Here is a 14,477-nt window from a genome sequence, read left to right on the forward strand (position 1 = left end):
AATTCCTATCAATCTGATAGGGAATTCGAATCGGAGGGAGACCGGCATGGCACGAGCGACGAACGGCACGGTGCAGATCGCGCACGCCCGTCCCATGTGTCGGGTCCAGGAGTGTTGTCCCGCACGCCGCTGACGCACCGCACCGCCACACCACCCCCGCCCCCACGTCACCGTCGGTGACGGACCCGCGTGCACCCTCGCGCGGGTCTGCTTCGCCGTGCCCCGAGAGGACACCCCATGGCCCCGACCCGCCCCCGCCGCACGAACGCCACGGCCGTGAACGCCCCCGCCGTGAACGCCCCAGCCGCGATCACGACCGCCCTGGTTGCCGCACTGACGCTCGCCGGCTGCGCCGGACCCGACACCGCCTCCGGCGCCGCGCCCACCGATCCCACCCCGGGTGGCACGCTCCGGTTCGCGCTCGGGGCGGCGCCCCAGGGGGTCGACCCGCAGCAGGTCGGCACGAACGTCAGCATCTACGTGGCCCGCCAGCTCGCGGACTCGCTCACCGACCAGGACCCGGAGACCGGGGAGATAGTGCCCTGGCTCGCCGAGAGCTGGGACGTCAGCGACGACCTGACCCGCTTCACCTTCCACCTGCGCGACGGCGTGACGTTCTCCGACGGCAGCCCCCTGACCGCCGACGACGTACGGGCCAGCTTCGACGCCGTCGCGGGGGACCTCGGGGCGACGGCGCCGCTCGCGGCCAGCTATCTCGCGGGCTACACGAAGACAGAGGTCCCGGACGAGCGCACCGCGACGGTGGTCTTCGACGAGGCCAACGCGCAGTTCCTGCAGGCCACCTCGACGGTCTCGCTGGCGGTCCTGTCCGAGGAGACCGCCGCGGTGGATCCCGCCGAACGGCTGCAGGGCGACGTCGTCGGCTCGGGGCCGTTCGTCCTGGAGAGCTACACCCAGGACCAGGGCGCCGTGATCACCCGGCGCGAGGGCTACGACTGGGCGCCCGCGTCGTCCGGGCACGCCGGCGAGGCCTACCTCGACACCATCGAGTTCACCGTGGTCCCCGAGTCCGGGGTGCGTGCCGGCGGGCTCGCGTCCGACCAGTTCGACGCCGTCGGCGACGTGCTGCCGCAGGACGTGCCACAGGTCGAGGGGTCGGGCGGCGAGGTGCTGACCCGCGCGAACCCGGGTGTGCCGTTCGTGCTCCAGCCCAACGTGACCCGGCCGCCGCTGGACGACCCGGACGTGCGGCGTGCGCTCCTCGTGGCGGTCGACCGCCAGGAGCTGGTCGACACCGTCCTCTCCGACGCGTTCAAGCCCGCCGCGAGCGTGCTGGCCTCCACCACGCCCGGGTACGCCGACCAGTCTGACCTGCTCGTCTCCGACCCGGACGAGGCCGGCCGTATCCTCGACGACGCCGGCTGGACGAAGGGCCCCGACGGTATCCGCGAGAAGGACGGCGAGCCGCTCGAGATCGAGGTGACCTACACGCCGGTGTTCACCGGCAGCGGCGCGGTGCTGGAGCTGGCCGCCCAGCAGCTGCGCGCCGTGGGGATCGACCTGAGGCTGCGGCAGCTCACCGCCGCCGAGCAGACCACCGCCCAGGAGTCCGGCGACTACGACCTGTACTACTACAACGTCACGCGGGCCGACGCCGACATCCTGCGCACCCAGTTCTCCACGGCCCAGCGCAACCTCAGCCTGCGCGAGCCGGACGACGTCGTCGACCCGCTGCTCGACGAGCAGCTCGGCGAGGCCGACCCGGCCGCCCGCGAGGCCCTTGTCGCGGACGCCCAGCACGAGATCCTCGACCAGGGGCTCGCGATCCCGCTGTTCGAGCTGGCCCAGTCCATCGGGGTGCGCGGCGACGTGCACGGCGTGACCTTCGACGCCTCCTCGCGCCTGCTGTTCCACGACGCCTGGATCGAGCAGGAATGATGCTCGCCCACATCCTGCGCCGCACCGGCGGCGCCGTCGCGGTCCTCTGGGCGGCGTTCACCGTGTCGTTCGGCATCCTGTACCTGCTGCCCAGCGACCCCGTGGCGATCATGCTCGACCAGGGCGCCGGGGGAGAGCGCGTCGACCCCGCGCGCGTCGCCGAGCTGCGCGAGCGCTACGGGTTCGACCAGGGCCCGCTCCAGCAGTACCTCACGGTGCTCGGCCGCACCCTCACGGGCGACCTCGGCACCTCGATCAGCAGCGGCGCCCCCGTGACCCGCCTCATCGCCGACGCCTTCCCCGAGACGGCGAAGCTCGCCGGCCTGGCGCTCGTGCTCGGCGTGGCTGCCGGCGTCGGTATCGCGACCCTCGCCTCCTGGACCAGGACCGCCTGGCTGCGCGACCTGCTGCTGGCGCTGCCCCCGCTCGGCGTCGCGGTGCCCGGGTTCTGGGTGGGTCTCGTGCTGCTCCACCTGTTCTCGTTCACCTGGTTCGTCTTCCCCGCGGTCGGCAACGAGGGGTTCGCCTCGCTGGTGCTGCCCGCGGTGACGCTCGCGGTGGGCCTCGCCGCCGTCGTCGCGCAGGTGCTGTCCCAGGGGCTGCGCGAGGCCTGGCGAGCGCCCTACGTCGAGACGGCGTTCGCCAAGGGTGCGGGCCGCGCCCGTGTGCTCGGCGCGCACGTCGCCCGCAACGGCTCCCTGCCGACCGTCACGGTGCTCGGCGTGCTCGTGGGCAACCTGCTCGGCGGCACCGTCGTGGTCGAGACGGTGTTCTCCCGGCAGGGCTTCGGCAGGCTCGTCGAGAACGCCGTGACTACCCAGGATCTCCCCGTTGTCCAGGGGCTGGTCGTGGTCGCCGCGGCCGTGTTCGTCCTCACCAGCCTCCTCGTCGACCTCGCCCACCCGCTGCTCGACCCGCGCGTGCTGTCCGGAGCCCGCCGCGGCCGGGGAGGCGCCCGATGACCCGCACCCTCACCCGGCCCGCCCCGCTGGTGGCGCTCGCGGCGGTCGTCCTCGTGCTGGCCTGGGCGCTCGCCCCCGGCCTGTTCAGCGGCCATGACCCGATCACCGGCGTCCCCGCCGACAAGCTCCTCCCGCCGGACGGCGCCCACTGGTTCGGCACCGACCACCTGGGCCGCGACCTGTTCGCGCGCACCGTGCACGGCACGAGCCTGTCGGTGCGGGCCGCGCTGCTCGCGATCGGCGTCGCCCTCGTCGCCGGATCCGGCGTCGGTCTGGTCGCGGGCTTCGTGGGCGGGCCGGTGGACGACGCGCTCATGCGCGCCACCGACGTGCTGCTCGCCATCCCCGGCCTGCTCCTCTCGCTCGCGGTCGTCACAGCACTCGGCTTCGGGACGGTGAAGGTCGCGATAGCCGTCGGCATCGCCTCGGTCGCGACGTTCGCCCGCGTCATGCGCAGCCAGGTGCTGCGCGTCCGGCACGCGACCTACGTCGAGGCGGCGCGGCTGGCCGGCTCCGGCCGCACCGCGGTCCTGCTTCGGCACGTGCTGCCGAACGCGGCGGGCCCGGTGCTGGCGCTCGCGGCCGTCGAGCTCGGGGCCGTGATCCTCGCGGTCTCGGCCCTGAGCTTTCTCGGCTACGGCGCCACGCCACCCACCCCCGAGTGGGGGTCGCTGGTGGCGGAGGGCCGCGACTACCTGGCGGTCGCCTGGTGGTACTCGACGCTGCCCGGCCTGGTCATCGCCCTGTTCGTGCTCGCGGTGGGCGTGCTCGGGCGGGCGCTCACCCGCGACGGAAGGACCGACCGATGACAGTCACGACGAGGACGCGGGCAGCGGCAGCGTCCCAGGCGCCGACCGGCCAGGCGGCCACGCGGTCGACGGCGGTACCGCCGGCGCCGTCGGACAGCCTGCTGCGGGTACGCGGCCTGCGCGTCGCCTATCGCGGCCACGAGGTGGTGCACGGCGTCGACCTGGACGTGCGCCCTGGCGAGGTGGTCGCGCTCGTCGGTGAGTCGGGGAGCGGCAAGTCCACGACTGCGCACGCCATGATCGGCCTGCTGCCCGACGACGGCCGTGTGACCGCAGGGGAGGTGGCGCTGGGCGCCGGCCCGCGCCCGACGCCGCTCACCGGCCTCCTGCCGGACGCCTGGCGGCGCGTGCGCGGCGTCCGCGTGGGGTTCGTGCCGCAGGACCCGGGCACGGCGCTGGACCCCGTGGTGCGCGTGGGGGAGCAGGTCGCCGAGGCACTGGTGGTGCACGGGACGCCGCGCCGTGCCGCCCGCGAGCGAGCGGTCGAGATCCTTGGTGAGGTGGGCCTCGACCGGCCGGCGGCGCGTGCGCGGCAGTACCCGCACCAGCTCTCCGGCGGTATGCGGCAGCGGGTGCTCGTGGGGATCGCGATGGCGTGCGAGCCGGAGCTGGTGATCGCGGACGAGCCGACGTCGGCCCTGGACGTCACGGTGCAGCGGCGCGTGCTCGACCTGCTCGGCGCCCTCACGTCGCGCGCGGGGACCGCGGTCCTGCTCATCACCCACGACCTCGCGGTGGCCGCCGACCGCGCCGACCGCGTGGTGGTCCTCAAGGACGGCCTGGTGGTCGAGGAGGGGCCCGCCGCGCGCGTGCTGGGCAGCCCCGAGCACCCGTACACCCGCGAGCTGGTCGCGGCGACACCCGGCAGAAATACTGTGCCAAGCGCGGATGTCGCCAGCGGCAGCCCGCCCGCCGAGACGGCGGTCTCCACCGTGGCGGTGTCGGACCCGGCCACGACGACGCAGCGGGCTCCGGCCCCCGACCCGGCGGGCGGCCACGGCAGTCCGCCGCCCGTCCTGCTGAGCGCGCGTGGTCTGGTCAAGGAGTTCCGGCTCGGCCGCCACGACCGGCTGCGGGCCGTCGACGACGTCTCGTTCACCGTGCCGCGCGGTTCCGCGTTCGCGCTGGTGGGAGAGTCGGGTTCGGGCAAGTCGACCACCGCCCGCCTGGTGCTCGGGCTGGAGCGGCCGGACGCCGGCGTCGTCGAGCTGGACGGCGTCCCCGTGCGCGACGACCGGACCACCCGGCGCCGCACCCAGCTGGTGCACCAGGACCCCTACTCGTCCCTGGACCCCCGGTTCACCGTCGCCGCCGTCGTGGAGGAGCCCCTGCGTGCCCACCGCGTGGGAGACCGCGCGGAGCGGCGCGACCGGGTCGCGCACCTCCTCGAACAGGTGCACCTCTCGCCGGATCTCGCCGGACGCCGCCCCGCCGAGCTGTCGGGCGGCCAGCGTCAGCGGGTCGCCATCGCGCGGGCGCTCGCGCTCGACCCGGAGCTGCTCGTGCTCGACGAGCCCACCTCTGCGCTCGACGTGTCGGTGCAGGCCCGCGTGCTCGGCCTGCTCGCCCACCTGCGCGCGGAGCGGGGCCTCACCTACCTGTTCATCTCGCACGACCTCGCGGTGGTGCGGCAGGTCGCCGAGCACGTCGGGGTGATGAGCGAGGGCCGGCTCGTGGAGACCGGCCCCGTCGGGCAGGTCTTCGACCACCCCACCGACCCGTACACCGCCGAGCTGATCGCGGCGATCCCCGGTACCCGCACCCGGCAGCACCCCGACCCGAAGGACCTGACATGACCGAGGCAGTGCAGCAGATCGCGACCGGCCCGGTGACCGAGCCGACGGTCACCGCGGGCGAGAAGGCGGCACGATGACCGCCCTGTCCGCCGGGACGTCCCCGGCGCTCGAGGTCCGCGAGGCGCACCTGTCGGACCCGCTGGTCGAGCCGCTGCTGGCCGGCCTCTCCGTCGAGTACCGGTCCCGGTACCACGACGTGCTCACCGAGGAGCAGCACCGGGCCGAGATGGCGCACTACGGCGCCGAGGAGTTCGCCCCGCCGGCCGGCTCCCTGATCCTCCTGCTGCACGACGGCGTGCCGGTGGCAGGCGGCGCGTTCCGCCGTCGGCTCGAACCGGAGCTCGGGGAGGTCGCGCGCCTGGCCCGGGCTGACGCGCGGGACGCGGACGGCGTGCCCGCCGTGCCGACGGCTGAGCTCAAGCGCATCTGGACCGACACGGCGCACCGGCGCCGCGGCCTCGCGCGGCGGGTCCTGACCGAGCTCGAGGCACGGGCGCGGCAGCTCGGCTACCCGCGCCTCTACCTGACCACCGGCCCTCGCCAGCCGGAGGCGGCGGCGCTGTACCGCACCGCGGGCTACACGCCGCTCTCGGCGGCCGCGGCCGGCCAGGGCGGCACGCCGTCGGCCACGGAGCCGTTCGAGCCGTTCCCCTTCGAACCGTTCCCGTTCGAGAAGTGGCTGGCGACATGAGCGCCGACCTGGCCGAGGGCGAGTCCCGCCTCCTGTACCCGCCGCCCGGCCTGCCGCCGGGTGGGGGCCGCGCGCCGTCAGCAGGGCCGGCCGACGAGGACCTGCGTGTCGTCGCGGCCCGGCACCCGGGCCGCTGGCTCGCGACCGCCGTCGTCGCCGTGCTGCTCGCCATGGTGGTCTCGTCCCTGGTCACGAACGACCGCTGGGAGTGGGACGTCGTGGCGCGCTATCTCACGTGGCCGTCGATCCTGGAGGGCGCCTGGGCCACGGTCCGGCTCACGGTGACGGCGTCGACAGTGGGCTTCGCGCTGGGCACGGTGCTTGCGCTGATGCGGCTGTCGCGCTCGCCGCTGCTGCAGGGGGTCTCGTGGGCCTACACCTGGGTGTTCCGCTCGGTGCCGCTGCTGCTCCAGCTCCTGCTCTGGTACAACCTCGCCTACCTGTACCCGGTCCTCAGCCTCGGCATCCCGTTCGGGCCGGAGTTCCTGTTCTTCGACACGCTCGACCTGATCGACAAGTTCTGGGCCGCGATCCTCGGCCTCGGCCTGTCGCAGGCCGCGTACAGCGCGGAGATCGTCCGGGCCGGGATCCTCGGCGTCGACCAGGGCCAGCACGAGGCCGCGGCGTCGCTGGGCCTGCCCCGGCACCGCCAGGTGCGGCGCATCATCCTGCCGCAGGCGATGCGCTCCATCGTGCCCAACGCCGTCAACGAGGTGATCGGCCTGCTCAAGGGCACCTCGATCGTCTACGTCCTCGCGTACGGCGAGCTGTTCTACATCGTGAGCGTCATCTACGGCCGCAACGGGCGGGTCGTACCGCTGCTCATCGTCGCCGCGATCTGGTACCTGGCGCTCACGACGCTCATCACGGTGGTCCAGTACTACGTCGAGCGGCACTACGCGAAGGGCGCCCTGCGCACCCTCCCGCCGACGCCGCTGCAGCGGGCCCGGTGGACGGCGCAGGTCGGTTGGTCGCGCCTCACCGGCGCTCCGGTGCCCGACGGCGTCCCGCCCGCGTTCGCCGCACGCGTCCGGGTGGGGCGCTGGGTCGCCCCGCGTGACGGCGGCCTGCGTGACGGAGCCCAGCGTGACGGCGGCTCCCGCACGGACCGGGGTGCCGCATGAGCGGGGGCCTGCTCGAGATCAGGGGCGTGCACAAGTCGTTCGGCCTGCTCGAGGCGCTGCGCGGGGTGGACCTCACGGTCCGGCCCGGCGAGGTGGCCGCGATCATCGGCCCGTCCGGGTCGGGCAAGTCGACGCTGCTGCGCGCGATCAACCACCTGGAGAAGGTGGACCGCGGGTTCGTCTCCCTGGACGGCGAGCTCATCGGCTACGCCCGGCGCGGCAGCACGCTGCGGGAGCTGACGGAGCGCGAGATCCTGCGCCGCCGCACCCGGATCGGGTTCGTGTTCCAGAGCTTCAACCTGTTCCCGCACCTCACGGTGCTCGAGAACATCGTGGAGGCGCCGGTCCACGCGCAGGGCAGGCCCCGCGCCGAGGCCGAGGCGGAAGCGCGCGAGCTGCTGGCCCGCGTCGGGCTCGCCGACCGGGCCGACGACCGGCCCCGGCAGCTCTCCGGCGGCCAGCAGCAGCGCGTGGCCATCGCCCGGGCGCTCGCCCTGCGGCCCGCGGTGGTGCTCTTCGACGAGCCGACGTCCGCGCTCGACCCCGAGCTCGTCGACGAGGTGCTCCAGGTGATCAAGGAGCTCGCGGGCACCGGCACCACGCTCGTCGTCGTCACCCACGAGGTCGCGTTCGCCCGCGAGGTCGCGGACACCGTCGTCTTCATGGACGAGGGCGTCGTGATCGAGCAGGGGCCACCCGACCAGGTGCTCGACAGTCCCGCCAACCCCCGGACCAGGGCCTTCCTGGAGAAGGTCCTGTGACCCCGAACCCTGCCACCCACCCAGCCCCGAACCACGCCCCCGACCCGAAGGGAACCACCGTGACCGTCACCCGACGAGCCGCCCGGAACCGACTGCTCGCCCTGGCCACCGTGCCGCTGCTCGCGCTCACCGCGGCCTGCTCGGCCGCCAGCACCGAGCGGCCCGAGGCGGCGGACGGCGCGTCGGGTCTCGCCGAGAACGCCCCCGAGTCGGCGGGCCTGCAGGTCAGCACCGCCCCCGACCAGGACCGCGTGCGCACGACGGAGTCCGCGGAGGCGGTGGATCTGCTGCCCGCCGCGTGGGCGGACAAGGACGAGATCACCGTCGCCGTGAGCGCGGGCGGCGCCCCGCCGCTGGTCTTCCTCGCCGACGACGACAAGACGCCGATCGGCCACGAGACCGACATCGCACAGCTCGTGGCCGACGCCCTCGGCAAGGACCTGCGGCTGGAGGTGAAGGCCTGGGCGGACTGGCCGCTCGCCCTCCAGTCGGGCGATGTCGACGCCGTCATCTCCAACATCACGGTCACCGAGGAGCGTAAGGAGACCATCGACTTCTCCAGCTACCGCATCGACGAGCTGGGCTGGCTCACGGCTGCCGACTCGGACCTGACGATCGACTCCCGCGAGGACATCGCCGGGCTGGCGGTGGGCGTCGGCTCCGGGACCAACCAGGAGAAGATCCTGCTCGAGTGGGACCGCCTCAACCAGGCGGACGGCCTGGCGCCCGTCGAGGGCCCCGACTACTACGAGCAGCTCTCCGACGTGCTGCTGGCCCTCCAGTCCGGGCGCCTCGACGCCTACGTGGGCCCCAACGCCTCGCTCGCGTACCAGGCGGCGGTCTCTCCGGACGACTTCAAGGTGGTCGGCACGCTGAACGGCGGCTGGCCCGACACGGCGCAGATCGCCGTCGCCACCAAGAAGGGCGCCGACGCCGCCGAGGCGGTCACCGCGGCCCTCGACCACGCCATCGAGGACGGGTCCTACCAGCAGGTGCTGGACCGCTGGGGCCTCGAGTCCGAGGCGGTGGAGAGCTCCGAGACCAACCCGCCAGGCCTGCCCAAGACCGAGGAGTGAGAAGCATGAGCAACCCGAGAGTCCCGCTGTCCGTCCTCGACCTGGCCCTGGTCGCCGAGGGCTCCACCGGCGTCCAGGCGATCCAGCGCGCCGTATCGCTCGCCGTCGACCTCGACGCCCTCGGCTACCGGCGCGTCTGGTACGCGGAGCACCACCTCGCGCCCGGTGTCGCCTCGGCGGCGCCGGCAGTCCTCGCGGCGGCGGTCGCCGCCCGCACCTCGCGCATTCGGGTCGGTTCCGGCGCTGTCCTGCTGTCGACGACGTCGCCGCTGGTCGCCGCCGAGCAGTTCGGCACCATAGCAGCGCTGCACCCCGGCCGGGTCGACCTGGGGCTCGGCAGGGCGTTCACCGTCCCGCCGTCGGGCCAGACGTCGGGCCGGTCGTCGGGCCGATCGTCGGGCAAGGGCGGGCCGCCCGCACCGGCCCAGCCGCCGCGTCCGCCCGCCCCCGCCGTCCCGCGCCTGGTCGACGGGCTCTACGTGCCGCCCGCGCCGCCGAACGGCCTCAACGACCCCGCGCTGCGCGAACGGCTCCTGGCCCAGCAGGAGGTGGTCGGCGCCCACCGGAAGCCCGCCGCCTTCCAGGAGGAGGTGGAGCTCGTGCTCGCGCTGCGGCAGGGCACGTACCGCGACCGGGCCGGCAACGCGTACGGGAGCCCGCCCGTCGAGGGCGCCGCGTTCGACCTGTGGCTGCTCGCGTCCAGCGGCGGCGAGAGCGCGACAGTGGCGGGCGAGCTGGGTCTGCCGCTGGCGGCCAACTTCCACGTGAGCCCCGCGACCGTCCTCGACACCGTGGCGGCGTACCGGGCCGCGTTCCGGCCGGGTGTCCTGGCCGAGCCGTACGTCGTGGTCTCGGCCGACGTCCTCGTCGCCAAGACCCTCGAACGGGCGCGCGTGCTCGCCGAGCCGTTCGCCGACTGGGTGCTGTCGATCCGCCGCGGTGAGCGCGGCGCCATGGCCTACCCGTCGCCGTCCCAGGCGACGGCCTGGACCGACCGGCCCGACGCCGAGCGCGCGCTGGTCGCCGACCGCGTCGACACCCGGATCGTCGGCGACCCGGCCACCGTCGTCGAACGCCTCGACACGCTCGCGCGCGTCACCGGGGCCGACGAGCTGCTCGTCACCACCGCCACCCACGACCCCGCCGAGACCCGCCGCTCCTTCGAGCTGCTGGCGGAGGCCTGGGGCGGCACCAGCGGGGCCGGGGCCGAGCGCACCGACGCGGAGCGGGCCGACCGGTCCGTCAGCGCGGCCTGACCGACCTCACGCGCACGCCGACCCCCACGCCCGCCGAACCCCGCCGACACGCCGACCCCCGCACGCCGACCCCCCGCACGCCGACCCCAGTCCCCGCACCGAAGGAGCACCACCATGCCCGTCGAGTTCCTCGGCATCGCCACCACCAGCGACGCCTCCGAGACGAACGAGCGCACCACCGCCGCCGTCGACCACGACTACCTGGTCCGCATCGCCCGCGCCCACCGGGACAACGGCTGGACCCGTGTCCTGTTCGCCTACGGATCGTCCGGCCCGGAGCCGGCGACGCTCGCCGCGCACGTCGCGGCGCACGTCCCGGATCTCGAGCTGCTGCTCGCGCACCGGCCCAACGTCTCCTACCCGACGTACGCGGCCAAGACGTTCGCGACCCTGGACCAGCTCTCGGGCGGCCGGCTGTCCGTGCACTTCATCTCGGGCGGCAACGACCACGAGCAGGGCCGCGAGGGCGACACCCTGACCAAGGACCAGCGGTACGCCCGCACCCGCGAGTACATCCAGATCGTGAAGCGGGCGTGGACGAGCGCCGAGCCGTTCGACCACCACGGCGAGTTCTACGACTTCGACGACTTCGTGCTGGACGCCAAGCCGTATCCCGGTCACGTGCCGACCATCTCGTTCGGCGGTTCGTCCGACGCCGCCTACCCGGTCGGCGCCGCGGAGGCCGACATCTACGCCGTCTGGGGCGAACCGCTCGACCGTACCGCCGAGCAGATCGCCCGCGTGCACGCGGAGGCCGAGGCAGCGGGCCGCGCGACACCGCCGCGGATCCACGCGGCGTTCCGGCCGATCATCGCGCCGACCGAGGAGCTCGCCTGGGAGAAGGCACACGACATCCTCGGCCGGATCGAGGCGCGCAAGGCCGCGCAGGGCGGCATCCTGAGCCGGCGGCACCCGATCGACAAACCCGAGAACGCCGGGTCGCAGCGTCTGCTGGAGATCGCAGCACAGGGCGAGCGGTTCGACACGGCGCTCTGGACCGCCACGGCGAAGGCGACCGGCGGCGCCGGGAACTCGAACGCGCTGGTCGGCACCCCCGAGCAGGTCGCCGAGGCGCTGCTCGCGTACTACGACCTGGGCGTGCGCGTCATCTCGGCCCGCGGCTACGACCTGCTCGACGACGCCATCGACTTCGGCCGGTACGTCATCCCGCTGGTCAAGGAGGGTGTGGCCGAGCGCGACCGTGCCGCAGGGGACGCCGCAGAGAACGCGGCCGCCTGATGCGTTTCCAGGTGCTGGACATAGCGTTCAACCCGCCGCACCCCGTCACCGGTGAGCAGGTCCCGCCCGCCGACCGGCTGAACCGGATCGTCGACACGGCCGTCCTCGCCGAGGAGCTCGGGTTCGACTCGTTCGCGGTGGGGGAGCGGCACGCGGGCCCCGTGCTGTCGTCGGCGCCTACCGTCATCCTCGGGGCGATCGCCGCTCGCACGTCCCGCATCCTGCTGTCGACGGGCGTCACCGTGCTCTCCCTGCACGACCCGATCCGGCTCGCCGAGGACCTGGCGACCGTCGACCAGCTCAGCCGCGGCCGGCTGGAGATCGTCATCGGGAAGGGCAACGAGGACCTGCAGTACCCGCTGCTCGGCCTCGACATCGCCAAGCAGTACGAGTACCTGCGCGAGAACTACGAGCTGCTGCGGCTCCTGCTCTCCTCGGAGGACGTCACGTGGGAGGGCAGGCACCGGCATCGGCTGGAGCACGCGACCACGCTGCCGCGGCCCTTCGCCGGCCCCTTCCGCATCTGGCACGGCTCGGCGACGTCGCAGCTCGCCGTCGACCTGGCCGCGGAGCACGGCGACCCGATCGTCAGCGCCAACGCGCTCCAGCCACGGGAGAACTACGCCGTGCTCATCGACCGGTACCGCGAGCGGTACGCGGCCGCCGGGCACGACCCGGCCTACGGGTTCGTCGGCGCGGGGTCGGGCGGCCTGTTCCTGGCCGACACCACCGAGGAGGCGGTCGAGCAGTACCGGCCGATCTACGAGGGTCAGGTGCGCCAGCAGGACGCGCGCAGGCACGCACCGGGCGCCGTCGGCAAGGTGACCAGCTTCCGCACGCTTCAGGAGGCGGTGGAACGCGGCCCGGCGCTCGTGGGCTCCCCCGAACGGGTGGTGGAGAAGATCCTCGACTACCACTCCTCGTTCGGGCACGTGCTGCAGGCGGTCTCCGTGAACCACCTGCTCGCTCCTGCGCACCAGGAGGACGTGCTGCGCCGGTTCGCGGCCGAGGTGATCCCGCAGGTGCGGGCAGAGGTCAGGACGGACCTGTGGGGTCCGCGCGACGAGCGGCGGGCCGCGGGACTCACCGCCGTCGACACAGGGGAAGACACCAGAGGAACGGGCACGGCCACGACGAAGACGGAGGTGGCGGTATGACCACGCACACGGACGAGCGCACGGACGGCCTGGTGGTCGTCAGCGGCAACCCGCGGCCCGGCTCCCGCACGCTGGGGCTGGCCCAGGAGGTCGGCCGGCGGATCGCGGACGAGCTGGGCCTGACCGCGACCGACCCGGTCGACCTGGCGCTGCTCGCGCCGGAGGTCCTCACCGGGTCGACGGCGGTGGCCGCCGCCCGAGACCGGGTGGCGGCGGCGCGCGTCGTCGTCGTCGCGACGCCGGTCTACAAGGCGTCCTACACGGGCCTGCTCAAGGCGTTCCTCGACGGGTACGGCCCGGACGCGCTCGCCGACGTCGTCGTCGTGCCCGTCGTGGTCTCCGCGAGCCCGGCCCACGCGCTGGCCGGCGAGGTGCACCTGCGGCCGGTGCTCGTCGAGCTCGGCGCCGTCGTGCCCGCGCGGACGCTCACCGTGACCGAGGGGCAGCTCGCCGACGCCGGACCGGCGGTCGAAGCCTGGCTCGAGCGCTGGGCCGCGACGCTCGGCCGGGCCGTCCCCGCGCCGGCACCGCACGGGCAGTGAGGCGGCACCGTGCCGACACCGCGCCGTCCCCGGGCCGTCCCCGCTCCGGCACCGAGGCGACACGCCGGGACAATTCGCCCGAGTATCCGCGATTCCACTGGGTGACCTCGCGCTTGACCATGGCAGGATGACGCCATGGCGCTCACGGCACAGGTCAAGGAGGAGCTCGCGCGGGTGAGGGTGGCGAAGACATCCTGCCGTAAGGCAGAGGTCTCCGCGACGCTGCGGTTCTCCGGCGGCCTCCACATCATCTCGGGTCGCGTCGTGATCGAGGCAGAGCTCGACACGGAGCATGCGGCGACCCGGCTGCGGCATGCCATCCACGACCTGTACGGGCACACGAGCGAGCTCATCGTGGTCCAGGCGGGCGGCCTGCGGAAGAGCTCGCGGTTCGTGGTGCGCGTGGTGCGCGAGGGGGAGTCGCTCGCCCGGCAGACGGGGCTCCTCGACGCCCGCGGCCGCCCCGTGCGCGGACTGGCGCCCGAGGTCGTGTCGGCGGGTGTGCAGGAGGCGGAGGCGGTGTGGCGCGGCGCCTTCCTGGCGCACGGCTCGCTGACGGAACCCGGCCGGTCCATGGCGCTGGAGATCACCAGCCCCGGACCGGAGGCGGCGCTCGCGCTCGTCGGCGCGGCCCGCCGGCTCGGCGTTGCGGCCAAGTCCCGCGAGGTGCGCGGCATCGACCGCGTGGTGATCCGCGACGGCGACTCGATCGGCCGCATGCTGGAGCGCATCGGCGCACCCGAGACCCTCAAGGTCTGGGAGGAGCGCCGTGAGCGCCGCGAGGTGCGCGGCACGGCCAACCGCCTGGCGAACTTCGACGACGCGAACCTGCGCCGCTCGGCGCGGGCCGCCGTCGCGGCGGGCGCGCGAGTCCAGCGGGCGTTCGAGATCCTCGGCGACGAGCTGCCGGAGCACCTGCGCCAGGCGGGTGAGCTGCGGCTCGCGCACAAGCAGGCGTCGCTCGAGGAGCTGGGCCGGCTGGCCGAGCCGCAGCTTTCCAAGGACGCGGTGGCGGGCCGGATCCGCCGTCTGTTGTCGACCGCGGACAAGCGCGCGCTCGAGCTGGGTATCCCCGACACCGAGGCCGGGCTGCCCGCTGACCTGCTCGACCTCTGACTGTCAGACGCCGCCGGACGTGTCAGACGTACAGGTCACCCGGGTGACC

General features: G+C 74.1%; 13 protein-coding genes. All 13 read left to right on the forward strand.

All coding sequences use genetic code 11. From position 1 onward, the window contains the following. Positions 1-237: 237 nt before the first annotated feature. The 13 genes from ACFWE2_RS11830 (at position 238) to whiA (ending at position 14,428) form a co-directional block, all read left to right on the forward strand. Entirely contained in the window at positions 238-1,899 is a 1,662-nt protein-coding gene (locus tag ACFWE2_RS11830; protein ID WP_377224424.1) for an ABC transporter substrate-binding protein, read from the forward strand. Beyond that, entirely contained in the window at positions 1,899-2,861 is a 963-nt protein-coding gene (locus ACFWE2_RS11835; RefSeq protein WP_377224425.1) for an ABC transporter permease, read from the forward strand. Before ACFWE2_RS11830 ends, ACFWE2_RS11835 begins: the two co-directional genes overlap by 1 nt. After that, positions 2,858-3,670 carry an ABC transporter permease gene (locus ACFWE2_RS11840; RefSeq protein ID WP_377224426.1) on the forward strand — a complete coding sequence of 271 codons (813 nt, stop codon included), beginning with the start codon at positions 2,858-2,860 and terminating at the stop codon, positions 3,668-3,670. The genes ACFWE2_RS11835 and ACFWE2_RS11840 overlap by 4 nt, the downstream gene beginning before the upstream one ends. Further along, positions 3,667-5,466, forward strand: a complete 1,800-nt coding sequence (locus tag ACFWE2_RS11845; RefSeq protein WP_377224427.1) for a dipeptide ABC transporter ATP-binding protein — start codon at positions 3,667-3,669, stop codon at positions 5,464-5,466. Before ACFWE2_RS11840 ends, ACFWE2_RS11845 begins: the two co-directional genes overlap by 4 nt. A gap of 73 nt (positions 5,467-5,539) precedes the next feature. Further along, complete coding sequence (locus ACFWE2_RS11850) at positions 5,540-6,157, forward strand: GNAT family N-acetyltransferase (RefSeq protein ID WP_377224428.1); 618 nt, start codon at positions 5,540-5,542, stop codon at positions 6,155-6,157. Then, on the forward strand, positions 6,154-7,281 hold the full coding sequence (locus ACFWE2_RS11855) for an amino acid ABC transporter permease (RefSeq protein ID WP_377224429.1): 1,128 nt from the start codon (positions 6,154-6,156) through the stop codon (positions 7,279-7,281). Before ACFWE2_RS11850 ends, ACFWE2_RS11855 begins: the two co-directional genes overlap by 4 nt. Continuing rightward, complete coding sequence (locus ACFWE2_RS11860) at positions 7,278-8,042, forward strand: amino acid ABC transporter ATP-binding protein (protein ID WP_377224430.1); 765 nt, start codon at positions 7,278-7,280, stop codon at positions 8,040-8,042. Before ACFWE2_RS11855 ends, ACFWE2_RS11860 begins: the two co-directional genes overlap by 4 nt. Next, a complete protein-coding gene (locus ACFWE2_RS11865) occupies positions 8,039-9,118 on the forward strand; it encodes an ABC transporter substrate-binding protein (RefSeq protein ID WP_377224431.1) in 1,080 nt (359 codons plus the stop codon). The genes ACFWE2_RS11860 and ACFWE2_RS11865 overlap by 4 nt, the downstream gene beginning before the upstream one ends. 5 nt (positions 9,119-9,123) lie before the next feature. Next, positions 9,124-10,374 carry an LLM class flavin-dependent oxidoreductase gene (locus ACFWE2_RS11870; RefSeq protein WP_377224432.1) on the forward strand — a complete coding sequence of 417 codons (1,251 nt, stop codon included), beginning with the start codon at positions 9,124-9,126 and terminating at the stop codon, positions 10,372-10,374. 114 nt (positions 10,375-10,488) lie between these two features. Beyond that, positions 10,489-11,613 (forward strand): LLM class flavin-dependent oxidoreductase, encoded by a 1,125-nt coding sequence (locus tag ACFWE2_RS11875; protein ID WP_377224433.1) that lies wholly within the window; start codon positions 10,489-10,491, stop codon positions 11,611-11,613. Beyond that, positions 11,613-12,770: an LLM class flavin-dependent oxidoreductase gene (locus ACFWE2_RS11880; protein ID WP_377224434.1), complete on the forward strand. Its 1,158-nt coding sequence runs from the start codon at positions 11,613-11,615 to the stop codon at positions 12,768-12,770. Before ACFWE2_RS11875 ends, ACFWE2_RS11880 begins: the two co-directional genes overlap by 1 nt. Then, a complete protein-coding gene (locus tag ACFWE2_RS11885) occupies positions 12,767-13,312 on the forward strand; it encodes an NADPH-dependent FMN reductase (protein WP_377224435.1) in 546 nt (181 codons plus the stop codon). Before ACFWE2_RS11880 ends, ACFWE2_RS11885 begins: the two co-directional genes overlap by 4 nt. 135 nt (positions 13,313-13,447) lie before the next feature. Continuing rightward, positions 13,448-14,428 carry a DNA-binding protein WhiA gene (gene whiA / locus ACFWE2_RS11890; RefSeq protein WP_116675604.1) on the forward strand — a complete coding sequence of 327 codons (981 nt, stop codon included), beginning with the start codon at positions 13,448-13,450 and terminating at the stop codon, positions 14,426-14,428. The last annotated feature ends 49 nt before the right edge of the window (positions 14,429-14,477 follow it).

Origin of the sequence: Promicromonospora sp. NPDC060271 (assembly GCF_042726755.1) — a bacterium.
Classification (GTDB): Bacteria; Actinomycetota; Actinomycetes; order Actinomycetales; family Cellulomonadaceae; genus Promicromonospora.

What these genes read in the sequence shown, in the direction of transcription:
- ACFWE2_RS11830 (WP_377224424.1), top strand. Translation starts at nt 238, where the DNA reads ATGGCCCCGACCCGCCCCCGCCGCACGAACGCCACGGCCGTGAACGCC.
- ACFWE2_RS11835 (WP_377224425.1), top strand. Translation starts at nt 1,899, where the DNA reads ATGCTCGCCCACATCCTGCGCCGCACCGGCGGCGCCGTCGCGGTCCTC.
- ACFWE2_RS11840 (WP_377224426.1), top strand. Translation starts at nt 2,858, where the DNA reads ATGACCCGCACCCTCACCCGGCCCGCCCCGCTGGTGGCGCTCGCGGCG.
- ACFWE2_RS11845 (WP_377224427.1), top strand. Translation starts at nt 3,667, where the DNA reads ATGACAGTCACGACGAGGACGCGGGCAGCGGCAGCGTCCCAGGCGCCG.
- ACFWE2_RS11850 (WP_377224428.1), top strand. Translation starts at nt 5,540, where the DNA reads ATGACCGCCCTGTCCGCCGGGACGTCCCCGGCGCTCGAGGTCCGCGAG.
- ACFWE2_RS11855 (WP_377224429.1), top strand. Translation starts at nt 6,154, where the DNA reads ATGAGCGCCGACCTGGCCGAGGGCGAGTCCCGCCTCCTGTACCCGCCG.
- ACFWE2_RS11860 (WP_377224430.1), top strand. Translation starts at nt 7,278, where the DNA reads ATGAGCGGGGGCCTGCTCGAGATCAGGGGCGTGCACAAGTCGTTCGGC.
- ACFWE2_RS11870 (WP_377224432.1), top strand. Translation starts at nt 9,124, where the DNA reads ATGAGCAACCCGAGAGTCCCGCTGTCCGTCCTCGACCTGGCCCTGGTC.
- ACFWE2_RS11875 (WP_377224433.1), top strand. Translation starts at nt 10,489, where the DNA reads ATGCCCGTCGAGTTCCTCGGCATCGCCACCACCAGCGACGCCTCCGAG.
- ACFWE2_RS11880 (WP_377224434.1), top strand. Translation starts at nt 11,613, where the DNA reads ATGCGTTTCCAGGTGCTGGACATAGCGTTCAACCCGCCGCACCCCGTC.
- ACFWE2_RS11885 (WP_377224435.1), top strand. Translation starts at nt 12,767, where the DNA reads ATGACCACGCACACGGACGAGCGCACGGACGGCCTGGTGGTCGTCAGC.
- whiA (WP_116675604.1), top strand. Translation starts at nt 13,448, where the DNA reads ATGGCGCTCACGGCACAGGTCAAGGAGGAGCTCGCGCGGGTGAGGGTG.